At 62.2% G+C, this 24,626-nt stretch carries 18 protein-coding genes; 11 read left to right on the plus strand and 7 right to left on the minus strand.

Annotated elements, in window-relative coordinates; genetic code table 11:
- Nucleotides 1-18: 18 nt before the first annotated feature.
- Together yiaY and pspE are read right to left on the minus strand one after the other, a co-directional pair.
- Entirely contained in the window at nt 19-1,170 is a 1,152-nt protein-coding gene (gene yiaY / locus L1P05_RS03810; protein WP_012847638.1) for an L-threonine dehydrogenase, read from the minus strand.
- 270 nt (nt 1,171-1,440) lie between these two features.
- Nucleotides 1,441-1,779 carry a thiosulfate sulfurtransferase PspE gene (pspE, locus tag L1P05_RS03815; protein WP_012847639.1) on the minus strand — a complete coding sequence of 113 codons (339 nt, stop codon included), beginning with the start codon at nt 1,777-1,779 and terminating at the stop codon, nt 1,441-1,443.
- Nucleotides 1,780-1,975: 196 nt separating this feature from the next.
- On the opposite strand from pspE, the gene tadA reads away from it, so the two are divergent.
- Nucleotides 1,976-2,488, plus strand: coding sequence for a tRNA adenosine(34) deaminase TadA (tadA, locus tag L1P05_RS03820; protein ID WP_015683243.1), 513 nt, complete (start codon nt 1,976-1,978; stop codon nt 2,486-2,488).
- A 16-nt stretch (nt 2,489-2,504) separates the two neighbouring features.
- Here the strand turns inward: tadA and mltF are convergent, their stop codons facing one another.
- Nucleotides 2,505-3,929 (minus strand): membrane-bound lytic murein transglycosylase MltF, encoded by a 1,425-nt coding sequence (mltF, locus tag L1P05_RS03825; protein WP_012847641.1) that lies wholly within the window; start codon nt 3,927-3,929, stop codon nt 2,505-2,507.
- 280 nt (nt 3,930-4,209) lie between these two features.
- Between mltF and purL the strand changes: the two genes are divergently transcribed.
- From purL to L1P05_RS03865, 8 genes are all read left to right on the plus strand, one after another.
- Nucleotides 4,210-8,100, plus strand: a complete 3,891-nt coding sequence (purL, locus tag L1P05_RS03830) for a phosphoribosylformylglycinamidine synthase (protein ID WP_109745732.1) — start codon at nt 4,210-4,212, stop codon at nt 8,098-8,100.
- A 485-nt stretch (nt 8,101-8,585) separates the two neighbouring features.
- The gene (locus L1P05_RS03835) at nt 8,586-10,001 is read left to right on the plus strand and encodes a sensor histidine kinase (RefSeq protein ID WP_015461017.1); all 1,416 of its coding nucleotides are present in this window, start codon (nt 8,586-8,588) and stop codon (nt 9,999-10,001) included.
- A gap of 74 nt (nt 10,002-10,075) precedes the next feature.
- Nucleotides 10,076-10,735, plus strand: coding sequence for a two-component system QseEF-associated lipoprotein QseG (gene qseG / locus L1P05_RS03840; RefSeq protein ID WP_012847644.1), 660 nt, complete (start codon nt 10,076-10,078; stop codon nt 10,733-10,735).
- Between the two features lie 3 nt (nt 10,736-10,738).
- Nucleotides 10,739-12,079: a two-component system response regulator GlrR gene (glrR, locus tag L1P05_RS03845; RefSeq protein ID WP_012847645.1), complete on the plus strand. Its 1,341-nt coding sequence runs from the start codon at nt 10,739-10,741 to the stop codon at nt 12,077-12,079.
- Nucleotides 12,080-12,229: 150 nt separating this feature from the next.
- Nucleotides 12,230-13,852, plus strand: coding sequence for an NAD+ synthase (locus tag L1P05_RS03850; RefSeq protein ID WP_012847646.1), 1,623 nt, complete (start codon nt 12,230-12,232; stop codon nt 13,850-13,852).
- 13 nt (nt 13,853-13,865) lie between these two features.
- On the plus strand, nt 13,866-14,204 hold the full coding sequence (glnB, locus tag L1P05_RS03855) for a nitrogen regulatory protein P-II (protein WP_005283058.1): 339 nt from the start codon (nt 13,866-13,868) through the stop codon (nt 14,202-14,204).
- Between the two features lie 239 nt (nt 14,205-14,443).
- Nucleotides 14,444-15,025: a D-sedoheptulose 7-phosphate isomerase gene (gene lpcA / locus L1P05_RS03860; RefSeq protein ID WP_012847647.1), complete on the plus strand. Its 582-nt coding sequence runs from the start codon at nt 14,444-14,446 to the stop codon at nt 15,023-15,025.
- Nucleotides 15,026-15,069: 44 nt separating this feature from the next.
- Nucleotides 15,070-15,837 (plus strand): class II glutamine amidotransferase, encoded by a 768-nt coding sequence (locus L1P05_RS03865; RefSeq protein ID WP_012847648.1) that lies wholly within the window; start codon nt 15,070-15,072, stop codon nt 15,835-15,837.
- Here the strand turns inward: L1P05_RS03865 and dpaA are convergent.
- Nucleotides 15,808-16,530, minus strand: a complete 723-nt coding sequence (dpaA, locus tag L1P05_RS03870) for a peptidoglycan meso-diaminopimelic acid protein amidase (RefSeq protein WP_012847649.1) — start codon at nt 16,528-16,530, stop codon at nt 15,808-15,810. The genes L1P05_RS03865 and dpaA overlap by 30 nt on opposite strands.
- A gap of 307 nt (nt 16,531-16,837) precedes the next feature.
- Between dpaA and L1P05_RS03875 the strand changes: the two genes are divergently transcribed.
- Nucleotides 16,838-17,884, plus strand: coding sequence for an FAD:protein FMN transferase (locus tag L1P05_RS03875; RefSeq protein ID WP_012847650.1), 1,047 nt, complete (start codon nt 16,838-16,840; stop codon nt 17,882-17,884).
- Nucleotides 17,885-17,950: 66 nt separating this feature from the next.
- Here L1P05_RS03875 and L1P05_RS03880 read toward each other — a convergent pair whose 3' ends face one another.
- From L1P05_RS03880 to L1P05_RS03890, 3 genes are all read right to left on the minus strand, one after another.
- Complete coding sequence (locus L1P05_RS03880) at nt 17,951-19,405, minus strand: amino acid permease (protein ID WP_012847651.1); 1,455 nt, start codon at nt 19,403-19,405, stop codon at nt 17,951-17,953.
- A 51-nt stretch (nt 19,406-19,456) separates the two neighbouring features.
- Nucleotides 19,457-20,908 (minus strand): glutamine/gamma-aminobutyrate antiporter GadC, encoded by a 1,452-nt coding sequence (gene gadC, locus L1P05_RS03885; RefSeq protein WP_012847652.1) that lies wholly within the window; start codon nt 20,906-20,908, stop codon nt 19,457-19,459.
- Nucleotides 20,909-21,077: 169 nt separating this feature from the next.
- Nucleotides 21,078-22,790, minus strand: a complete 1,713-nt coding sequence (locus tag L1P05_RS03890) for a pyridoxal phosphate-dependent decarboxylase family protein (RefSeq protein WP_012847653.1) — start codon at nt 22,788-22,790, stop codon at nt 21,078-21,080.
- A gap of 723 nt (nt 22,791-23,513) precedes the next feature.
- Between L1P05_RS03890 and dinB the strand changes: the two genes are divergently transcribed.
- Nucleotides 23,514-24,572, plus strand: coding sequence for a DNA polymerase IV (gene dinB, locus L1P05_RS03895; protein ID WP_012847655.1), 1,059 nt, complete (start codon nt 23,514-23,516; stop codon nt 24,570-24,572).
- Nucleotides 24,573-24,626: the final 54 nt, after the last annotated feature.

Raw genomic sequence — 24,626 nt, forward strand, 5'->3', positions numbered from 1 at the left:
CGGCGGCGGGGCCGGGGATCACAGCGCGGCGCGGAAGATCGCCACGATCTCCGCATGGCTAGCCTGGATCGGGTTGGTGAGACCGCAGGCATCCTTCAGGGCGTTGTTGGCCAGGGTGTCCAGATCCTCTTCACGCACCTTCAGCTCGCGCAGCCCAGCTGGGATCTCCACATCGTGGGCCAGGCCGCGGATTGCGGCGATGCAGGCTTCGGCGCCCTGTTCGTCGTCCATCTCCTGAACCGCAACGCCCATCGCCGCCGCGATATCCTTCAGACGCCCCGCGCAGGCGCGGGCGTTGAAGCTCTGAACGTGGGGCAGCAGTATCGCATTGCAGACGCCGTGCGGCAGATCGTAGAAGCCGCCCAGCTGGTGCGCCATCGCATGGACATACCCCAGAGAGGCATTGTTAAAGGCCATCCCCGCCAGAAACTGGGCATAGGCCATGGCTTCGCGCGCCGCCATATCGTCGCCGTTGCGGACGGCGTCGCGCAGATGGGTGCTGATCATCGTGATGGCCTTCAGCGCGCAGGCGTCGGTGATCGGGGTCGCGGCGGTAGAGACATAGGCCTCGACGGCGTGGGTCAGGGCGTCCATCCCGGTGGCGGCGGTCAGCCCCTTAGGCATGCCGCGCATGAGCTGCGGATCGTTGACGGAAAGGATCGGGGTGACATGCTTGTCGACAATGGCCATCTTAATGTGACGCTGCACGTCGGTGATGATGCAAAAGCGGGTCATTTCCGAGGCGGTACCTGCGGTGGTGTTAATGGCGATCAGCGGCAGCTGCGGGTGCTGTGAGCGATCGACCCCCTCATAGTCGCGAATATCCCCGCCGTTGGTCGCCACCAGCGCGATGCCTTTGGCGCAGTCGTGGGGCGAGCCGCCGCCCAGCGAAATCACGCAGTCACAGCCATGTTCGCGCAGCAGCGTCAGCCCTGCGGCGACGTTATCGGTGGTCGGATTGGGATGGGTGCCGTCATACACCGCGCTTTGAATGCCCACCTTGGCCAGCAGCGCCTGCACGTCGCCGACGACGCCCAAACGGCTGAGCACGCTGTCGGTGACGATCAGCGCCTGATGGTAGCCGTACTCTTTCATCGTCGCCGCCGCCTCGTTCAGGCAACCGTGACCAATCATATTTACACTGGGAATGAAAAACGTTGAGGTCGTCATCGACAACTCCTTTGATGTTATTAAATTAACAACCAAGATAGCCTGTCGATGAATTATTACAGCGATCCCGCGCACGTAATGATGAAAATTAAATGTTTAGAAAACTAACAATTAAGGTTTTTTTGTATTAAATTGCCATAATTAGCCGATATCGTTGCTATTTTACGCCGACTTAACGCGATTTTTTTACTGAGCGGATAAAAAGTCGACATCGAACGATGCGGCGGCGCGGCGGCGGCATTGCGGCGGACCGCCGCGCGCAGGGTGTTACTATTTTACCATTTGCTGGTGCGCGGCGACCTGCTCCAGCCCGCCCGCATTGACGGCGTGACGATAGCCCATCTGCTGCAGTAGCGTTTCCGCCTGGCCTGACTGGCGTCCGCTGTTGCAATACAGGTGCAGGGTGTCATTCTTGTCCTGGGTCAGTGCGCCGATGCGCTGGGCCAGGTTTTTGAGCGGAATATTGTGAGCGCCCTTGACGTGCTCCTGCTGGTATTGCTCCGGTACACGGACATCGATCCAGTACTCTGCCGCCCACAGCGGGGCGGATGTCGCCAGCAGGCCTGCCATCAGCAGGCCCTGTTTCATGCGCCGAATTTGTGCAAACATCCAGATATCTCCTGAGAATAATTAGGCTGTGCCCTTTTGCCCCATCGGTACGGCGGGCAGGTGCCGGCGTATCATACGCCTGCGCCGCGGCGGCTGTCCGCCCCCGCGCAGAGAAATTGGGCAATAGCGCCAATTAGGCGCGGCGGGTGAGCAGGGGCTGTGTATAATGCGCGCCGGAAATAGAGAGGGGAAACGTGTGACGCAACGCGATGACAGTGACTGGATGCGCCATGCCCTGCAGCTGGCGGAAAAGGCCCGAGCGCAGGGCGAGGTGCCGGTCGGCGCCGTTTTGGTATTGAACGATCGGGTGATTGGCGAGGGGTGGAACCGGCCGATAACCCGCCACGATCCGACCGCGCATGCCGAGATCATGGCGCTGCAGCAGGGCGGGGCCATCATGCAGAATTATCGTCTGCTGGAGGCGACGCTGTACGTGACGCTGGAGCCCTGTGTGATGTGCGCCGGGGCGATGGTGCACAGCCGCATTCGGCGGCTGGTGTACGGTGCGCCGGATCTCAAGACCGGCGCGGCGGGGTCGCTGCTGGATGTCCTGGGGCACCCGGGGATGAATCACCGGATCGAGGTGTGCGGCGGCGTGTTGGCCGACGCGTGCGCGGCGCAGCTGAGCGATTTCTTTCGCCAGCGGCGGGCGCAGAAGAGGGCCGAGCGCGATGCCCGGCGCCGCGCCGAGCGCGACGACGCAGAATAGCGGAGGCCGGCGCGGCTCAGCGCGGACCGAGCAGCGCCAGCTGGGTCGCCTCTGCCGCCTCTCGCTTCTCTTTCTCCTGCAGGTAGCCGCGCAGGCTGACGGTATAGCGGCGAATGTTTTCGACGTACTGGTAGGCTTCGTGTCCCCGCGCGTAGCCGTAGGTCAGCCGCTGGTAGTATTTCTTTTGGCTCAGCAGCGGCAGGCGCTGTTTGACATCGGCCCAGCTGTCGGGATTGGCTCCCTGTTTTTGGGTCAGCTGGCGGACATCCAGCATGTGCCCATAGCCCATATTGTAGGCGGCCAGGGCGAACCAAATCCGCTCATCCTGCGGAATGCTCTCCGGCAGCCTCTCCATCAGCCGTTCGAGGTACAGCGAGCCGCCGGCGATGCTCTCCTCCGGATCGAGACGATCTTTCACCCCCAGCCCCTCGGCGGTGGCGCGTGTCAGCATCATCAGCCCACGTACGCCGGTCGGCGACGTGGCCTGGGGGTTCCAGTGCGACTCTTGGTAAGCGATCGCGGCCAGCAGCCGCCAGTCCATTTTGCGCGCATGCTGGGTAAAAAAGTCCTGCAGCGACGGCAGTACGCTATCGATCGCGGAGAGGAACGTACGCGTATCGACGTAGTCAAAGCTGCCGACGTGGCCGATATATTTCTCCTCTAGGCGCGCCAGGGTGCCGTCTTCAGCGCTCTGGCTGAAGAAGTCCAGCATCGCCGCGTACAGGCTGTCATCCTCGCTGCGGTTGAGATACCACATGACCGGCTCTTCATCGCTGATATCGAAGGCGACCGCCACCTGCGGGTGGATCCGCTGAAACAGGGAGATGGCCATCGAGTCCGCTACCGTATAGTCCAGCTTGCCCTCGGCGACCTGCTTAAGCAGCTCGGTTGCCGACAGGCTGTCGCTGCTCTGCCACTGCAGACCAGGGTACTTTTGCTGGCGGTAGTGGTCCAGGGTGGTGATATGGGCCGAGCCGGACTGCACCATCAGGGCGCCGCTGAGATCGCCCAGGTTACGCGGGCGCACTTTGCCCTGGCGGTAGACCAGCTGTTGGGAGACGGAGTAATAGGTCGGCCCGGTGCGATAGCGGTGCAGCCGCGCGCTGTTGTACAGCAGTCCGGCGGCGACCATATCAGCATCCTGTCCATCCAGATCGTCAAACAGACCCGGCAGCGTAGGGCGCACGGTGACGCGCAGCTTCACGCCCAGATAGTCGGCGAAGCGTTTGGCCAGCTCATAGTCCAGGCCGGAGATCGCATTGCCCTCACGCTGATAGGTGAGCGGCGAGACGATGGTGCTGACGCGCAGCTCTCCCCGGTCGAGGATCTGCTGTAGCTGGCTTTCATTACCGCTGCGCCACGGAATATTGGGCCACAGCGCCAGCGCCAAAAGCGCGGAGACAATACCGATAAGGTAATAATTATATTTTATACGTTTCAAATAGTTATCCCATGACGGTCTAGCGGGATGCGGTTGCTGGTGTTAAAAGTGGAATAAAGGTAAAGCCAATCAGGCAGGCGCATTTTGCTTAACAAAACGCCAGCGTGCAACTTTAACCGCATTATTGGGCAATAAATGAGCCGATCGCGATCTTTACAAGAAAGGCTACGCAAACGGTTTCGTCGGCGTGGGAGATTCACTATAATGGCGCCCGGTTTCCCCCTGTTTCGCCCATTGAGGCGGCTGTAAACAGCTTCCTCGCAGACGAGAGAATCAAATCATCATGGAAATTCTGCGCGGCTCCCCCGCTTTATCGGCCTTTCGTGTTAACCAGCTGCTGTCTGCCTGCCGCGACGCGTCCCTGCCCGTCGACGCGATTTACGCCGAGTACATTCACTTTGCCGACGTCAGCGCGCCGCTGGATCCGGCGGCGCACGATACGCTGCGCCAGCTGCTGACCTACGGGCCGTCGCAGGCTGTCCGCCCGCAGTCAGGACGGCTGCTGCTGGTCACGCCGCGCCCGGGCACGATCTCCCCCTGGTCATCCAAGGCGACGGATATCGCCCGTCACTGCGGGCTGGCGCAGATCCGTCGGTTGGAGCGCGGTCTGGCTTACTACATTGAGGCCGAGGCGCTGGATCAGGCGCAGTGGCAGACGCTGTGCGATCGGCTGCACGACCGCATGATGGAGCGGGTCTTCACTGCGCTGGAGCAGGCCGAGCAGCTGTTTGAGCAGCATACGCCGCAGCCGGTGCAGTATGTGGATATCCTTGGCGGGGGACGGGCCGCGCTGGAGGAGGCCAACCAGCGGCTGGGGCTGGCGCTGGCGCAGGATGAGATGGACTACCTGCTAAACGCCTTTACCCGCCTGGAGCGCAACCCGAGCGACGTCGAGCTGTATATGTTCGCCCAGGCCAACTCGGAGCACTGCCGCCACAAGATTTTTAACGCCGACTGGGTTATCGACGGGCAGCCGCAGGATAAATCGCTGTTCCAGATGATTAAAAACACCTATCAGCAGACGCCGGAGCATGTGCTGTCCGCCTATAAGGACAACGCGGCGGTCATGGAAGGCTCCGCGGTGGGGCGCTTCTTTGCCGACGCCGATAACGGCTGCTATGACTTCCATCAGGAGCCGGCGCACATTCTGATGAAGGTGGAGACTCACAACCACCCGACGGCGATCTCGCCCTGGCCGGGGGCCGCGACCGGATCCGGCGGGGAGATCCGCGACGAGGGGGCGACGGGGCGCGGCGCCAAGCCAAAGGCGGCGCTGGTCGGCTTCTCCGTCTCCAACCTGCGCATCCCGGGATTCGAACAGCCCTGGGAGCAGGATTTTGGCCGTCCGGCGCGCATCGTTAGCGCGCTGAATATCATGACCGACGGACCGCTGGGCGGCGCGGCGTTTAACAACGAGTTTGGGCGCCCGGCGCTGCTGGGTTACTTCCGCACCTATGAGGAGCGGGTCGACAGCCATAACGGCGCGGAGCTGCGCGGCTACCACAAGCCGATCATGCTGGCGGGCGGCCTCGGCAACATTCGCGCCGAGCACGTGCAGAAGGGGGATATCGCCGCCGGCGACTGCCTGATCGTGCTGGGCGGTCCGGCGATGAATATCGGCCTGGGGGGCGGCGCCGCCTCGTCGATGACCTCCGGTCAGTCCGATGCCGATCTCGACTTCGCCTCGGTACAGCGCGATAACCCGGAGATGGAGCGCCGCTGCCAAGAGGTCATCGACCGCTGCTGGCAGCTGGGCGATGCCAACCCGATCCGCTTTATCCACGATGTGGGCGCCGGCGGCCTCTCCAACGCCATGCCGGAGCTGGTGAGCGACGGCGGCCGCGGCGGCCGCTTTGAGCTGCGCGACATTCCCAATGACGAGGCGGGCATGAGCCCGCTGGCGCTGTGGTGCAACGAATCGCAGGAGCGCTATGTCCTGGCGGTGGCGCCGCAGGATCTGGCGCGCTTTGCCGCCATCTGCGAGCGTGAGCGTGCCCCCTATGCGGTGATCGGCGAGGCGACGGAGGCGCGAGAGTTGACCCTGAGCGATCGCCACTTTGACAATCGCCCCATCGACATGCCTCTCGACGTGCTGCTGGGGAAAACGCCGAAGATGACGCGCACGGTGGAAACCCTGCGGGCCACGGGGCACGCCCTGGATCGCGACGGCATCGTGCTGGCCGAGGCGGTGCGCCGGGTGATGCACCTGCCGGCGGTGGCGGAGAAAACCTTCCTGATCACCATCGGCGATCGCAGCGTGACCGGCATGGTCGCCCGCGACCAGATGGTGGGCCCGTGGCAGGTTCCGGTGGCCGACTGCGCCGTGACCAGCGCCAGTCTGGACAGCTACTACGGCGAGGCGATGTCGCTGGGGGAACGCGCCCCGGTGGCGCTGCTGGACTTCGCCGCCTCGGCCCGCCTGGCGGTGGGAGAGGCGCTGACCAACCTGGCGGCCTGCTACATCGGCGATATTAAGCGGATCAAGCTCTCCGCCAACTGGATGGCGGCGGCGGGGCATCCCGGCGAGGACGCCGGCCTGTATCAGGCGGTGAAGGCGATAGGTGAGGATCTGTGTCCGGCGCTGGGGCTGACTATTCCGGTCGGCAAGGACTCCATGTCCATGAAGACACGTTGGCAGCAGGAGGGCGAGACGCGGGAGATGACTGCGCCGCTGTCGCTGGTGATCACCGCGTTCGCCCGGGTAGAGGATGTGCGGCGTACGGTAACGCCGCAGCTGCAGCCCGCGCAGGATAACGCGCTGCTGCTGATCGATCTGGGCGCCGGTCGCAACGCGCTGGGGGGCAGCGCGCTGGCGCAGGTGTATCGCCAGCTGGGGGATACGCCCGCCGACGTACGCGATGCAGCGCAGCTGGCGGGCTTTTTTAGCGCGATGCAGGCGCTGGTGGCGCAGGGGCTGCTGCTGGCCTACCACGATCGCGGCGACGGCGGACTGCTGGTCACCCTGGCCGAGATGGCCTTTGCCGGCCACTGTGCGCTGGATATCGATATCGCCGCGCTGGGCGACGATGCGATGGCGGCGCTGTTCAGCGAGGAACTGGGGGCGGTGATCCAGGTGGCGCGCCGCGATCTGGCGGCGGCGCAGGCGCTGCTGGCGGAGCACGGCCTGGCGGCGGTCAGCCACGAGATCGGTCGGGCGCTGCCGGGTGACCGCCTGCGGATCCAGCGTGGTGGACAGACGGTGTATGACGAGCCGCGCTCTACGCTGCGCGCCTGGTGGGCAGAAACCACCTGGCAGATGCAGCGCCTGCGCGATAACCCCCTCTGCGCCGATCAGGAGCATCAGGCCAAGCTGGTGGAGGAGGATCCCGGCCTTAACGTGACCCTGAGCTTCGATCCGCAGGAGGATATCGCGGCGCCCTTCATCGCCCGCGGCGCACGTCCGCGCCTGGCGGTGCTGCGAGAGCAGGGGGTGAACTCACACGTCGAGATGGCCGCCGCGTTCCATCGCGCCGGGTTTGAGGCGCAGGATGTGCACATGAGCGACATCCTGTCCGGGCGGACGACGCTAGCGACATTCCAGGGGCTGGTGGCCTGCGGCGGGTTCTCCTACGGGGATGTGCTGGGCGCCGGAGAGGGCTGGGCCAAGTCGATTCTGTTCAACGCCCGCGCTCGCGACCAGTTCAGCGCCTTCTTCCTGCGTCCGGATACGCTGGCGCTGGGGGTGTGTAACGGCTGCCAGATGATGTCTAACCTGCGTTCGCTGATCCCGGGGGCCGAGCTGTGGCCGCGCTTTGTCCGCAACGAGTCCGAGCGCTTTGAGGCCCGCTTCAGCCTGGTCGAGGTCAGCGACAGCCCGTCGCTGTTCCTGCAGGGGATGGCCGGGTCGCGCCTACCGATCGCCGTCTCCCACGGCGAGGGACGGGTCGAGGTGCGCGATGAGGCTCACCTGACGGCGCTGGAGCAGCAGAATCTGGTCGCGCTGCGCTATGTCGACAATTTTGCGCAGGTTACCGAACGCTACCCGGCCAACCCGAACGGCTCCCCCAACGGGATCACCGCCCTGACCACGCAGAGCGGGCGGGCGACGGTGATGATGCCGCACCCGGAGCGGGTATTCCGCACGGTGAGCAACTCCTGGCACCCCGCCGAGTGGGGCGAGGATGGCCCGTGGCTGCGCATGTTCCGCAATGCGCGGCGCGCGCTGGGCTGAGTCGCCCGGGGGATAGCGAGCGGCCTTCGGGCCGCTTTTTTTCTGCCGTTTGCCGCGCGCGGAAAAAACGCGGCGCTGCGGTTGGCGCGGCGCTGGGATTGCTCCTAATATTACAAAATATTAATCGTGACCACTTTTTATTTTGAGTGAGTTATGTAACCATATTAGTGGTTGCTCATTCGGCCCTTTATGTCAGCGCCAGTTATGGCCGGCTCCATAAAACATTGAATGACGCCATTAGCACGGTGCCTACCGTCCGGAAATATCGATAACAGTCGCTTCGGCGCTTTATCAGGCACAGGACGACACGTTGAGTGAGGCGCCACCTATTCTGCCCTGTGCCGATAAGGCGCAGGCCGCGCGACGGGGCCGCTGTCCCGTCGGCACGCCATCAGGCCCGCCGGTTCCCGCCGCCGGGCTTTTCCCGTTATGGCCGTTCGGTTAGCCTGTGGCGACCCCCTTTGACCTTTGGGAGTGATGCCGTCATGCCGTGGCCCCTGTTTCCCCGTTCGCTGCGCCAGCTGGTGCTGTTGGCCTTTCTGCTGGTGCTGCTGCCCCTGCTGGTGCTGGCCTACCAGGCCTACCAGAGTCTGAATCACCTGAGCGCCCAGGCGGCGGATATCAACCATACCACCCTGAGCGACGCCCGCCGCAGCGAGGCGATGGCCGCGCTGGCGCTGGAGATGGAGCGTAGCTATCGTCAGTACTGCGTGCTGGGGGATGAGACGCTGGCGGCGCTGTATCAGCGTCAGCACGCCCAGTACCGTCAGCTGCTGGAGCGCCACGCCGCGCTGCTGCCCGGCGGCAGCGACTACGCGCAGCTGGATAGCCTGCTGCGGCAGCTGGCCGCGCCGCGCTGTGAGAACAGCATGCCGCTGGCGATCGCCGACGGCCAGCTGGCCCAGTTTTCCCGCGCCAACGGCGCGATGGTGCAGGCGACCCGTAACGTGCTGTTTGGCCGAGGCCAGCAGCTGCAGCAGGCGATCGCCGAGCGCGGCCGCTACTTTGGCTGGCAGGCGCTGGTGCTGTTTCTGGTCAGCGTGCTGCTGGTGGCGCTGTTTACTCGCATGATCATCGGCCCGGTGAAGGGGGTAGAGCGCATGATCCGGCGCCTGGGGGAGGGGCTGAGCCTGCAGGCGTGTCCCCCCTTTCGCGGGCCGCGTGAAATTCGTACGCTGGCGCAGCGCATTCTGTGGCTCAGCGATCGGCTGGCCTGGCTGGAGTCCCAGCGCCATGAGTTTTTGCGCCACCTCTCCCATGAGCTAAAGACCCCGCTGGCCAGCCTGCGAGAGGGCACCGAACTGCTGGCGGACGGGGTCGCCGGACCGCTGAGCGCGGATCAGCGCGAGGTGGTGGCGATTCTGGATGACAGCAGCCGCCGCCTGCAGGTGCTGATCGAACAGCTGCTGGACTATAACCGCCGCCTGGCCGATGCGCCGCCGGAGTCCGCCCAGCTGGATCTGGCCGCGCTGCTGGAGCGGGTGGTCGCCGCCCATCGCCTGCCGGCGCGGGCCAAGAATATCCAGACGCGCTACGCGCTGGATGAGACCCACTGCCGCGCGCAGCCGGTGCTGCTGGAGCGGGTGCTGGAGAATCTCTATTCCAATGCGGTGCACTATGGCGCGGAATCCGGTACCATTTGGCTGCGCACTCGCAGGGAAGGGGAGCGTTTGGTGATCGAGGTCGCCAACAGCGGTGCTCCGATCCCGGCCAACGAGCACGCGATGATTTTTGAGCCTTTTTTTCAGGGGAGTCATCAGCGCAAAGGCGCCGTCAAGGGCAGCGGCCTCGGCCTGAGCATCGCCCGCGATTCGCTGCGCCGGATGCACGGCGATCTGCGCCTGGTCGCCGACGCCGATGCCGACGTCTGCTTCCGCATTGAACTCCCGATAGCGAGATAACACCAAGCATGAGTATGTGGTTCTTACCCCTTCCGTCTCCCTCGAACTGCGGCCGTCTGCGGCGGCGACAGCCTGTGCTCCTGTGGCTGATGGCGCTGCTGCTGCTCGGCGGCTGTAGCCGCGGCGGCGATCGCGCCGTGGAGCCCGCCGAGGTGCGAACCTGCGCCGGTACGCCGGTGATGCGCGACTACCAGCACGCCGCCTGCGACACGCTGTGGCAGGAGCAGTCCGCTCAGGCGATGGGGAACGGCCTGTACTGGCTGCGCGCCATGACCTGCGCAGAGCGCCTGAACCGAACTCAGGCGCGGGCGCAGGCGCATCGACTGGGCGGGGAAAGCTGGCAGGCGGCCCTGAAGCAGAGCCTACTGGTGGGACGCGCCGACCCCAGCGTGGCCGAGCGGCGCCAGATCCTCGATCGTCTGGCGAGTCTAGACGGCCAGATCCCACCGGCGCTGCAGCCGCTGGTGCAGCTGTGGCGCGCCCAGCAGGCACAGGCGATCGCCCTGCAGGAGGAGCGGGCCCGCTATCAGCGGCTGCTCTCCGCCAGCGAGACGCAGCTGGAGAGCCTGCGCGATGAGCGCCAGCTGCTGCAGGCGCGTCTGGATGAGACGCAGCGTAAGCTGGAAAACCTAACCGATATTGAACGCCAGCTGTCATCGCGCAAGCAGATGGTCCCGGAGGCGAAGGGAAGCCTCCCGGCGTCGGCCGGTGGCGACACGAGCAAGGAGCCCTAACGGATGACATCCGCCCATTCTGCCAGCCTGCTGCTGGTCGATGATGATCCCAGCCTGCTGAAGCTGCTGGGCATGCGCCTGAGCAGCGAGGGGTTTCGGGTAACGACCGCCGCCAGCGGCCAAGAGGCGCTGCGTCTGTTGGCCCGCGATCCCATCGATTTGGTGATCAGCGATCTGCGCATGGACGAGATGGATGGCCTGGCGCTGTTCAGCGAAATTCAGCGACGTCAGCCGGGGCTACCGGTGATCATTCTGACCGCCCACGGCTCGATACCGGACGCCGTGGCGGCCACCCAGCAGGGGGTCTTCAGCTTCTTGACCAAGCCGGTCGATCGCGACGCCCTGTACCGCGCCATCGACGATGCGCTGGCGCAGTCGATGCCGCAGGGGGGCGATGACGCATGGCGTCAGGCATTTGTGACCCGCAGCCCGCTGATGCTGCGTCTGCTGGAGCAGGCGCGCATGGTGGCCCAATCGGACGTCAGCGTCCTGATCAACGGCCAGAGCGGGACCGGCAAAGAGCTGCTGGCGCGGGCGATCCACCGCGCCAGTCCGCGCGCCGGAAAGGCCTTTATCGCCATCAACTGCGGCGCGCTGCCGGAGCAGCTGCTGGAGTCAGAGCTGTTTGGCCATGCCAAGGGCGCCTTTACCGGCGCCGTCAGCAGCCGTGAAGGGCTGTTTCAGGCCGCCGCCGGCGGCACGCTGTTTCTGGATGAGATCGGCGATATGCCCCTGACGCTGCAGGTGAAGCTGCTGCGGGTGCTGCAGGAGCGTAAGGTACGTCCGCTGGGCAGCAACCGCGACCTCGATATCGACGTGCGCATCATCTCCGCCACCCACCGCAACCTGCCCAAGGCGATGGAGCTAGGGGAGTTTCGCGAGGATCTGTTCTATCGCCTCAACGTGGTCTCCCTGCGCCTGCCGGCGCTGAACCAGCGCCCGGAGGATATTCCGCTGCTGGCGGCCCACCTGCTGCGTCAGGCCGCCGAGCGCCATAAGCCGCTGGTGCGCAGCTTCTCCAGCGGCGCGATGAAGGCGCTGATGAGCGCCAGCTGGCCGGGCAACGTGCGTCAGTTGGTCAATGTCATCGAGCAGTGTGTGGCGCTGACGACGGCGCCGGTGATCGGCGAGGCGCTGGTGGAGCAGGCGCTACAGGGCGAAAATACGGCGCTGCCGACCTTTGTCGAGGCGCGCCACCACTTTGAGCTGCACTACCTGCGTAAGCTGCTGCAGATCACCAAAGGAAACGTGACCCATGCGGCGCGCATGGCCGGGCGCAACCGCACCGAGTTTTATAAGCTGCTGTCGCGTCATGAGCTAGATCCTAATGATTTCAAAGAGTAATCGCCTAATTATCTCTCACGCGGCGGGGATCGCCCGCCGCTGCCGCTAAACAAAGTCGCCGGAATGATTTACACTCCCTGCGGATTTTTATCAGTCAGGCTGCGGTATGCCGCGTGCGGCGCCCTGCGGCATATCGGACAGTGAGTATTTATGAGTCGAACCCTCTCCATCGCACTGGCCCAGCTGAATCTGCTGGTCGGTGACATCGAAGGCAACGCCGAGCGTATGCTGGCCCCCCTGGCGCAGCAGCAGCAGGCGGGCGCCGACGTCGTGATGTTCTCTGAGCTGGCGCTCTGCGGCTACCCGCCGGAGGATCTGCTGTATCGCGATGATTTTCATCAGCGCTGTCAGCGTCAGCTCGCGCGCCTGCAGCAGGCCTCCGCCGAGATCGCCGTGATCGTGGGCCACCCGTGGCGCGACGGCGAGTGCCTGTATAACGCCCTGTCGGTGTTTGCCGAAGGACGCCTGCTGGCCCGCTACTACAAGCAGTGTCTGCCCAACTACGGCGTGTTCGATGAGAAACGCTACTTTAGCGCCGGGGATACCCCGTGCACCGTCACCCTGAAGGGCTACCGCCTGGGGCTGCTGATCTGTGAGGACGTGTGGTTCGATGCGCCGGTCGATGCGCTGGCCGCCGCCGGGGCCGAAGTGCTGCTGACCATTAACGCCTCGCCTTATAACCGCGAAAAGCCTTATATACGCAATACCCTGCTGGCGGATCACTGCCGTCGTACCGGCCTGCCGCTGCTGTACCTCAATCAGGTAGGCGGGCAGGATGAGCTGGTGTTCGACGGCTGCTCCAAGGCCTTTGACGCCCGCGGCGCGCTGACGCACCGTCTGGCCGCCTTCGACGAGCAGGTGACCCAGGTTCGCCTGGACGATGGACGCCTGCTGCCGATGGCCTCGCCGGCGGCGGAGCTGCCGCCGCTGGCGCAGATCTACCAGGCGCTGGTGCTGGCGGTGCGTGACTACGTTGGTAAGAACGGTTTCCAGGGCGCGGTGCTGGGGCTGTCAGGCGGGATCGACTCCGCGCTGACGCTGGCTATCGCGGTGGATGCGCTGGGCAAGGCGCAGGTGCAGGCGGTGATGATGCCGTTTCGCTACACGGCCGACATCAGCGTTGCCGATGCCCAAGCGCAGGCGCTGGCGATGGGGGTCGAGTTTGATATCCTCTCCATCGAGCCGATGTTCGATGCCTTTATGGGGCAGCTGGCGCCGATGTTCGCCGGTACCGAGCGCGATACGACGGAGGAGAACCTCCAGGCGCGCTGCCGCGGCGTGGTGCTGATGGCGCTGTCGAACAAGCGCCGTCGTCTGGTGCTGACCACCGGCAACAAGAGTGAGATGGCGGTCGGCTATGCCACGCTGTACGGCGATATGGCCGGCGGCTTTGACGTGCTGAAAGATGTGCCGAAGACGCTGGTGTTCCAGCTGGCGCGCTACCGCAATACCCTCTCGCCGGCCATCCCGCAGCGGGTCATCGACAGGCCGCCCTCCGCCGAGCTGGCGCCGGATCAGGTCGATCAGGATAGCCTGCCGCCCTATGATATTCTGGATGCTATCCTGCAGGGCTACGTCGAACAGGACAAGTCGGTGGCGCAGCTGGTGGCCGACGGCTTCGATGAGGCGGTGGTGCGTAAGGTGATTCGTCTGGTGGATATCAACGAATACAAGCGCCGCCAGGCCGCCGTGGGGCCGCGCATTACGGCGCGTAACTTTGGCAAAGATCGCCGTTATCCGATTACCTCCGGCTTTGGCCGCAAAAACTGGTGACTGAGGAGCAGTGATGAAAAAAATTGATGCGATTATTAAGCCGTTCAAGCTGGATGACGTGCGTGAAGCGCTGGCCGAAGTCGGCATTACCGGGATGACGGTAACCGAAGTCAAAGGGTTTGGCCGCCAGAAGGGACACACCGAGCTGTACCGCGGCGCAGAGTATATGGTGGATTTCCTGCCCAAGGTGAAGCTGGAGATCGTGGTGGCCGACGATATCGTCGATACCTGCGTTGAGACCATCATGCAAACGGCGCAGACCGGCAAGATCGGCGACGGCAAGATTTTTGTCTACGACGTGGCGCGGGTCGTTCGTATCCGCACCGGCGAGCAGGACGAAGAGGCTATCTGACCCCCGGGGCGCTGCGGCGCCCTCCGCTAGCGGCGTCGCCTTCTGCGGCGCCGTCGACCGTCTCCTTTCTCGCCGCCCCGCTCCCCGCGGGGCGGTATTTTGTTCGAATATAATCATTTTTCGTTCGAAAAAGAAAATAGCGCCGCGGCGGGAAAGCGCGCCCGCCTTGCTTCTCGTCGCCTGGTCAATCCGTTACACTGCAGGGGTATCCGTATTGAACTCATTGACGAGGCGTGCCCATGTATCAAGATCTGATTCGTAGCGAGCTGAACGAAGCGGCGCAGACACTGAATAATTTCCTGGCCGACGAGGCCAACATCCTGGCCATCCAGCGGGCAGCGCAGCTGCTGGCTGCCTCTTTTAAGGCTGGCGGTAAGGTACTCTCCTGCGGCAACGGCGGCTCCCACTGCGATGCGATGCACTTTGCCGAGGAGCTGACCGGGCGCTATCGGGAGAATCGCCCCGGGTATCCGGCGATCGCCATCTCCGATCCCAGCCATCTCTCCTGTGTCAGCAACGACTTCGGCTATGACTATGTCTTTTCGCGCTACGTCGAGGCCGTTGGGCGTGAAGGGGACGTGCTGCTGGGGATCTCGACGTCGGGCAACTCCGGCAACATCATCAAGGCCATCGAGGCCGCGCGCGCCAAGGGGATGCAGGTGATCACCCTGACCGGGAAAGACGGCGGCAAGATGGCCGGCAGCGCCGACGTGGAGATCCGGGTGCCGCACTTCGGCTACGCCGATCGTATCCAGGAGATCCACATCAAGGCGATCCATATTATGATCCAATTGATCGAAAAAGAGATGGCGTCAGCCTGACGGCGATGGGGCAGGCGGCGCCTGTCCCGCGATAAGGAGCGGGAATGTGTGAACTGCTGGGCATGAGCGCCAACGTGCCGACGGATATCTGCTTTAGCTTTACCGCGCTGGCGCTGCGCGGTGGCCGTACCGGTCCACACAAGGATGGCTGGGGGATCACCTTTTACGAGGGGAAAGGCTGTCGGACCTTTAAAGATCCGCAGCCCAGCCACAGCTCACCGATAGCCCGCCTGGTGCGCGAGTACCCGATCAAATCCTGCGCCGTCGTCTCCCATGTGCGTCAGGCTAACCGGGGGGCCGTCTCGTTAGAGAATACCCACCCGTTTACCCGCGAGCTGTGGGGGCGTAACTGGACCTTCGCCCATAACGGACAGCTTGAGGGCTATCTGTCGCTGCCGACGGGGAGGTATTGCCCGGTAGGGCAGACCGATAGCGAATACGCCTTTTGCTGGCTGCTGCATCGATTGCAGGAGCGCTATCCGACGGAGCCCGAGAGTGCCGCGGAATTGTTCCGCTTTATCGCCGACTGCGCTGATGCGCTGCGCGAGCGTGGGGTGTTCAACATGCTGCTGTCGGACGGCCGCTATGTGATGGCCTACTGCAGCACCCATCTGCACTGGATCACCCGGCGCGCGCCGTTTGGCAAGGCGACGCTGGTGGATGAGGATGTGGCGATCGATTTTCAGGCCGAAACGACGCCGAACGACGTCGTTTCGGTGATTGCGACCCAGCCGCTGACCTGCGATGAGTCCTGGCAGCGCATCGCGCCGGGGGAGTATGTCCTATTCTGCCTGGGTGAACGCCAGGCGTGACGGCGCATCGCTGCCCGGCAGCGGGCCGTTGACCACGTAGCGGCCATCCTGCACGTTGACCTGCGGCGGCAGCGCGTGCTGGGCAAAGTACTGATAGCCCGGCTGCAGCTGGCGCCAGAAGCCGATGTAGCTGGAGTTACGGTGGCGCTGCATGTTCTTGTCGGTCATCCGGAACGGATAGATATTGATATTGACCAGCGTCTGGCCGCGGCGGAATGCGCTCTGCACATAGCGGTAAATTTCCGAGATGCCGTCGTTGGTCATGGCATAGCAGCCGACCGACACGCAGTCACCGTGGATCATCAGGTATTTACCGGAATAGCCGTGGGACTGATCGAAGCTGTTCGGATAGCCGATGTTGATGGCCTGATAATAGCGGCTATCGGGCTTCAGATGACGGGCGTCGATTTGGTAGAAGCCCTCCGGGCTCTTAAAGTCCCCTTCGGTGCGCTTGGGGCCCAGACCGCCGGAAAACTTACAGATCGGGAAGCTTTTTACCAGCTGGTATTTGTCCTGTACTTTGGCATACAGCTCCAGCTGACGCTCTTCCTTGAAGATTTGAATATAGACCTGCGATCCCAGCAGACTATTGACGCCGCTGCGCGGCGCAGTACCGGACTCACTGGCGGACGATTTGCACGCCGCCAGCGGCAATGCTAGGCATATCGCCAGCATGGCAACTATCTTACCCATTTAAGACCCTGTCAAAGAGAGTAATACCAAGAATTTTTAGGATAAGGTCGATTGACGCTCCCCAAAGTGGGCACAGTGTAATCCAGAGCCGAAGGGCATCGTGAGCGTTTTTTTTGTTCACGATGAGGAAAGCGATGCGGCGGCGTCTCACGCCCTTTTTTTATAACCAGAGGTGTGAATTCCGCCCGCTGATTATATCTATTTTACAGGATTGGACGCCGACGGGGCCTTGTCCCCATAATGTGCGCCATTGATAAATTGATAAACGGTGCGCCGCGTAGCGCACCCCGTAAGACAGGCAATAGGCATGATGAAACATCAATCAACCGGACGCGGGCTGATGGCCCGCTTTCTCGCGCTGCTGACGGCGGCGCTGCTGCTGAGCGGCTGCGGCCCGACCCAGGTGGATCTCGCCGGGAAAACCATGGGCACCTACTATGCGGTTAAATATGTCGGCGTGGACGGCGCTCCGGCGCCGACGGTGGTTCAGGCGGAGATCGACCGTCGCCTGGAGCGGGTCAACGATCAGATGTCCACCTATCGCCCCGGCTCGGAGCTGAGCCGCTTTAACCAGAGCCGGACGGTGGACGTGCCGTTCCCGGTGTCGGCGGACACGGCGCGGGTGGTGAAAGAGGCGCTGCGTATCAACAAGCTGACGGACGGCGCGCTGGATGTCACCGTGGGGCCGCTGGTCAATCTGTGGGGATTCGGCCCGGAGGGGCGCCCGGATCGTGAGCCTGCGGCGGCGCAGATAGCGCAGCGTCGCGCCTGGGTCGGCATTCAGCACCTGTCGCTGCAGGGCAACGCTCTGGTGAAGGACATTCCCCAGCTGTACGTTGATCTGTCGGCGATCGCCAAGGGGTATGGGGTAGACGTCGTCGCCGAATATCTGCAGTCGTTGCATATTGAGAACTATATGGTCGATATCGGCGGTGAGGTGCGTACCCAAGGGCATAACGGAGAGGGCGTGCCGTGGCGTATCGCCATCGAAAAACCCTCGATCGATGCCCAGCAGCGGGTGCAGACGATCATCCAACCGGGGCAGATGGCGATCGCGACCTCCGGTGACTACCGCAACTATTTTGAGCAGGATGGCCAGCGCTTTTCCCACGAGATTGACCCCAATACCGGACGTCCGGTCACGCACCGTCTGGCCTCGATCACCGTGCTGGCGCCGACCTGTATGACCGCCGATGGCCTGTCCACCGGGCTGTTTGTCATGGGACCGGAGCGTGCCATGGCGCTGGCCAATCAGATGAATATTCCCATCTATATGATCGTCAAGGGTGAACACGGCTTTGAGGAGCGCGCCTCGGCGGCCTTTGACGCCTATCGGGCGCCGAGTAAACCCTAGCCACGGCGTCATATCCACGGGAGCCGACGCCGCGGCGCGGCTCCCCCCGTCGCGCGCGCTGTCCGCCTAGACGCCGGCATGGGGCTGGCCGTGGTGCGCCGCGCCGCGCTGAGCGTAGGCGTGCAGCAGCAGGGGCAGCGCCACAAAGGCGGCGGTGCCGACCAGCAGCAGCAGGACGTAGCGCGCCGGTGAGCCGACCGGGATCTGATCCGGCGGGATAAAGCTCAGCACAAAGGCCAGCAGGGCGGCGACCAGCCCGACGCCGGCCACCAGCCAAACCCCTGCGTTACCGCCGGGGATCCGGTAGGGGCGCGGCGTATTGGGCTGGGTATAGCGCAGGGAGATCACCGCCGCAAACATCAGGATATACATCAGCAGATAGAGAATAGCGGCCAGCTGGCCCAGGATTTGAAACGCCGCCTGCACAGACGGCAGGCAGACCAGCATGATCGCCATCAGGGTAACGATAGCGCCCTGCAGCAGCAGGATATTGCGCTGTACGCCGCGGCGGTTGCTCTGCTGCAGCAGCGACGGCAGATACCCCTCTCGCCCCACCTCGAACAGGCCACGCGATGGCCCGGCGACGATCACCGTGACCTGCCCCAGCACCCCGACGGCGACCATCAGCGCGACCACGTGGCCGAGCCAGGGGACACCGAGCGCGCTAAACAGCAGGTCATAGGCTACCAGCAGGCTCTGCACCAGATTGATCCGATCGGCGGGGATCAGTGCGCTGATGGTCAGCGTACCCAGTACCAGTACCACCACGGTCAGCAGCGCACTGATCCCGATAGCCAGCGGATAGTTACGCGATGCGTTGTTCAGCTCGCGGACGTGGACGGCGTTGATCTCCATCCCGGAGTAAAACAGAAAGACGCTGGCGGCCAGCACCAGGTTATGCAGATGGGTAATGTTGGGGAACAGCGCGTCCCATCCCAGGGTAAAGTGCACCGGATTACCGCGGGCGATGTAGAGTATGCCGCAGCCGATCAGGATCGCCGCCGGGATCAGGGTCCCGATCATCCCGGCGATGGCGCTGATGCGTGACGCCGAGCGGACGCCGTGCAGGTTAATCCAGGTCGCCAGCCAATAGACGACCAGCACGATGGCCAGCGTATAGAATGCGTTGGAGGCCAGATGGGCGTCGGCGCCGGGGAAGGGCAGCGCGTAGGCCAGCGCGACGGCGGTAAAGATCAGCATGGTGGGAAAGCAGATGGTGGTTGCCAGCCACTGTAGAAAGATGGCCAGCAGGCCATAGCGATCGCCAAAGGCCTGGCCTATCCAGCGAAAAACCCCGCCTTTCTGTGGCCAGCCGGTGGCCAGCTCGGCGGCGCACAGGGAGACCGGCACCAGGAAGCACAGGGCGGCAAACAGATAGAGAAAGACGGCGGCCAGCCCGTACTCGGCCTCTGCCGCCAGTCCGCGCAGGCTGACCACGGTGGTAATGTTCATCATGGCGAAGGTGCCAGCCCCTAGGCTCACCGCCGCCAGCGCAGGCTTGCTGCTCGATTGCGAATTCATGATAAGGCACTCACGCGTAAAGGGCCGCACGAGGCGGCCCGGGTGTGGCGGTTACTGCCGATCGGCGTTGGCCGGTTGCCAAGAGGGCTTGCGGCAGGCGTAGACAATCAGCGGAATAACGAAGAAGCAGACCGATCCGATCATCAGGATCAGGATATAGCTGCCCGGATTACCGACCGGGATCTGGGAGGGGGGAATGAAGCTGAGGACGAAAGCCACCAGAGAGCCGATAAAGCCGGCGCCCGCGATGATCCACATCCCCACCGCGCCGCCGGGAACCCGATACGGACGCGGCGTATTGGGCTCTTTATAGCGCAGGTAAATCGCGGCGGCGAACATCATGATGTACATCAGCAGATAGAGAATGGTCGCCAGCTGTCCCAGGATCTGATAGGCGGACTGCACGGAGGGCAGCACCACCAGCAGAACGGAGATGATGCTGACCACGATGCCCTGGAAGATCAGAATGTGCTGCTGCACGCCGTGGCGGTTGGTCTTCTGTAAAAAGGGCGGCAGATAGCCGGAGCGGCCGACCTGCAGCAGACCGGTGGACGGGCCCGCGACGATGGCGGTAATTTGCCCCAGCACCCCGAACGCCAGCATGGCGGCCAGAACCTCGCCCAGCCAGTGCAGACCAAAGTGGTCGAACAGCGCGTTATAGGCGATGAGCAGGCTCTGCACCAGGTTGATTTGCTGCTTGGGGATCAGGGTGGCGATACACAGGGTGCCGAAGACAAAGATAACGACGGTGGCGACCGCGGCGCTGATGATGGCCAGCGGATAGTTGTGCGACGGGTTGTCCACTTCGACCACGTGGACGGCGTTGATCTCCATCCCGCCGAAGAACAGGAAGATACTGGAGGCCAGCACCAGATTGTTCAGGTTGGTCAGATCGGGGAAGAAGTCGGCGGCGCGCGCCACAAAGTGCACCGGATTACCGCTGAGGACGTACACCAGCGTCAGCACCATCAGGATGATGGCCGGGATGATGGTCCCGATAAGTCCGCCCAGCGTCGCCAGCTTGGCGGAGGATTTAATCCCGCGCAGGGCGACCAGGGTGGCCAGCCAGTAGACCAGCAGCAGGATCACCACGGTATACAGCCGGTTGGCGGCCAGGTGGGAGTCGGCGTCGGGGTGCGGCCCGATAAAGGCCAGCGACACGGCGGCGAAGATCAGTACCGTAGGAAACCAAATGGTGGTCGCTACCCACTGTAGATAGATAGCGACAAACCCCCAGCGGTGGCCAAAGGCTTCACCGATCCAGCGGAAGACGCCGCCTTTCTGCGGCCAGCCGGTCGCCAGCTCGGCGGCAACCAGTGAAACGGGAATTAAAAAGAAAACGGCGGCAAAAAGATAATAGAAGGCCGATGTAATACCATACTCAGCTTCGGATGGCAGACCACGTAAACTGACCACCGTGGTGATATTCATTATTGCCAGCGTCACAATGCTGAGCTTGGCGGAAGGTTTCCCTTGCGTCGTGGAGTCCGATGTGGAGGCCATAAATGCTCCTTGATAAAACCTGATTTATGCGTGTTTCATGGGTCAGCTAGGCGAAAATAAAGAGGCATATAGGCCGGGATAACCCGGCCTGTGCATATATTGATGGCGGTGTCCCGCAGCGGGGTATGCGCATCGATGTGATGCCCCGTCACGGGACAGCCGCGTGGCATTATTTAATGCCAAGCACCTCATTACGTGCGGCAGTGACGCAGTCTACAACGTGCTGCATAATTTCATGAGTTAAATGAACATTCATCGGATACACTTTCAGAGCAAATACGGTTGCATCCGGGTCGTGCGCGTCGCGGTTATATTCAGTTACGCGGAAGCCGGTGCTGAAGCTCATATACGGAGTATATTGTCCGTTGATTTTCTTACCGCTGCGGAACCACTCGTAAAGTTTATTACCGACGTCCATGGTCAATTTGTTATTGGCGATCAGCTGAGATTTATAGGCCGGGTCACTCAGCTCATGCTGATATTGTTGATGCGCCATAACACCTTCCGGATAAATACGGAACAGCGTTACCAAGCTGTAGTCATCGGGGTTGACGCAGACGGTCGCGGCATTTTCATGCAGCAGGTTACGCAGGTAATACTGGTTCTCCAGAATCCCGCCCATGATGGCTTGGAAGCCCTCATAGCCAAAGTATTTCATCGTAGCCCAGCCCGCCAGCGCGCCGGTCGCCGCACGGGAGACCTCCAGCGTGTAGTCCAGCGGGTTGTACGGGGAGCGCGGCTGCAGATAGGCGGAGCCCGGACGTTTCAGGATGCTTTCAAACTCTTCCGCGTTGCGGTAGGTGAAGCAGCTGCTGGCGTAGGGGGTAAAGCCGGCTTTATGGAAGTCAAAGCCGATGGCGTCAGCGTATTTCATCTCCTGCAGCGCGCGGCAGTTGGCCTCGATGAACGGCAGCAGCTCTTCGGTGAACTGCAGCGGGTTCTTGGCAAAATCATATTTCTTAAAGGCCAGCCATGACCAGCTGGTAACGGCGTCGCAGTACAGCAGGGCCTTGCCGTAGGGGGCGGCGTTAGGATATTGATCCAGCAGCTTACGTACTCCGCCCACCGGGTCAAAGGCGTTGGCGTCGGTGGTCCCCATGGTACATACCACGGAGGCTACCGGGATTTTCTTGGCCTGCAGCGATTTCAGCACCGCCTCCAGGTCGTTCAGATCCATCGCGTTGGTGTCAGGATCGGTCTTGATGCGGATGATGTTGTCCATCCCTAGGCCCATCCAGTCGGTGCTGTTCAGCATCGTGTAGTGCGCCTGCTGAGAGCACAGCACCTTGGCATCGGTACGAACGCCGCTGTGGCGGGAGTTCGGCAATACGCGGGTCAGCGCATACTTAACATGGTAAGTCCAGCAGCCTGAGCCGCCGTAGGTGTACAGGCAGCCGGCGTGTTTGGCGTCCCAGCCGACCATGTTGGCCAGCATCCCGGCGCTTTCCAACTCGGCGCGGTGAACGTTCCAGGAGTATTCACCTTCCAAAATGTTCGGAGAGAAAATTTCTGACATCACGGCCGCGATAATCGAGGCGGTATTCGCCTGCGGGATCACGTTACACATGGTCAGCGGGTGGCCCCAGTTAGGCAGCCCTTCAAACAGAGCACTGGTCTCAGCAATGACCTGGTCGCTGCTGCTCATTTTATCGGCCATTTCAATGTCTTTGACTTTATCGAAATCGATAGTCAAAGCCGGATTCTGTCCCAAATAGGCGGGGCCGCCGTCGGCAGGACGTAGCTTATTCAGCTGTTCAATGGCTTTGGCTATCGATTTGGTTAAAGGATCATGATCGTCACTGAATGCAGACGGAAATGCAGAACGCATCTCTTCGCGGTATTTTGTCCACTGTTTGTCATTATTACAGTTACACGTTTTCATTTTTAATGTCCTTGATATGGTCTCTATCACGTCAGTGATAAGCCGCAGACCCATTTTCCTGTGGCATGGCATCACAGCGAAAAGGAAAACGACTATGGAAATGTCAGTAAACTCTATATTGCATGTATTAACTCTGTTTTCTGGAAACAAAAATATCGGCTGTATTAAAACAGCATGTAGTAATGTGCTGAACGCGCCGGTTAAAATAAGTCGTGCTTGCTCAGCTAACGTTTTTAATTCTAGCACCGCATATGCAGTCATCATGAAATAAAGAGTGTAAACACGACAAAAAGCCGATTGCGACGTAAAGCGAGCTAATCCTTTCATAATACAAATGGAGCTATGCCGTAAGTGTACTATTGCGTGATGGTCATCCCAATTGTGGCGCAATATCATGACCATGCAAATCCTGTGCCTGAATATTTAAATGCTTTTGATTGCTAATTTCGAATGAAACAGAGTGGGTGACATATGAAACATTATGCAATGGTTGTTTTTGATTATTATGAATGATAATTGCGCAGAGGGTATTTTACGCGCGCTGAATATCACCCCGCTGTAATTAAAACGTGCGTAGAGTTTAACGGCGTCATTATTTACGAACGGACGGGAACGGTTTTCCCGGCGGACTCTGTCCGACGTCGCCGTCGCGATAGCGCGGCGGTTGAATCGCCCTAATTGTGCTGTATACTCATACAGTATAATGGAGGCGTGGGCAGGCTGATGCGTAAGATCATTCACATCGATATGGACTGTTTTTTTGCGGCGGTCGAGATGCGGGATTTTCCGGGGCTGCGCGAGGTGCCGCTGGCCATCGGCGGCAGCGGCGAGCGGCGCGGGGTGATCAGCACTGCCAACTATGCGGCGCGGCGCTACGGTGTCCGCAGCGCCATGCCGACGGCGCAGGCCCTGAAGCTGTGTCCCCATCTGACGCTGCGTCCGGGGCGGATGGCGGTGTATAAGGGCGTTTCTGCCGAGATCCAACGCATCTTTCACCGTTACACCCCGCTGGTCGAGCCGCTGTCGCTGGATGAGGCCTATCTGGACGTCAGCGACTGCCCGCTGCACCACGGTTCGGCCACGCTGATAGCCCGGCAGATCCGCGCCGATATCGCCGCCGAGCTGCGGCTAACGGCCTCGGCCGGCGTCGCTCCGCTGAAGTTTCTGGCGAAAATCGCCTCTGACATCAACAAACCCAACGGCCAATATGTGATCCCGCCGGAGCAGGTCGATGCCTTTGTTCTGGCTCTGCCGCTGGCGAAGATCCCCGGCGTGGGAAAGGTGACCGCCGCGCGCTTGGCCGAGCTGGGGCTGCATACCTGCGCCGACGTGCGCGCCTACGATCTGGCCACGCTGCTGCGCCGCTTCGGCAAGTTTGGCCGCGTGCTGTGGGAGCGCAGCCTGGGGCGCGATGAGCGTGAGATCAATCCCACTCGGCAGCGCAAATCGGTTGGCGTGGAGAAGACGCTGGCGCAGGACATCGACGATTGGGCGGCATGTCGTCAGCTGATCGAACAGCTGTATCCCGAGCTGGAGCGGCGTCTGGCCCGGGTTCAGCCGGATCTGCGCATTGCCCGCCAGGGGGTAAAGCTCAAGTTTGCCGACTTTCAGCTGACTACGCAGGAGCACGTTTACCCCTATCTGGATCGGGACGACCTGCTGGCGGTGGCGCGGCAGGCGTGGGATTTGCGTCGCGCCGGACGCGGCGTGCGCTTGGTGGGGCTGCATGTGATGCTGCCCGACCCCGGGCAGCAGAAGCAGCTGTCGCTGGATATTCTTTGAGCCGGACGTGGCTTTATCACCGTTCTTGCGGGCGCTTCAAACTTTTATGACACC

The organism is Edwardsiella piscicida (genome assembly GCF_021733145.1).
Classification (GTDB): domain Bacteria; phylum Pseudomonadota; class Gammaproteobacteria; order Enterobacterales; family Enterobacteriaceae; genus Edwardsiella; species Edwardsiella piscicida.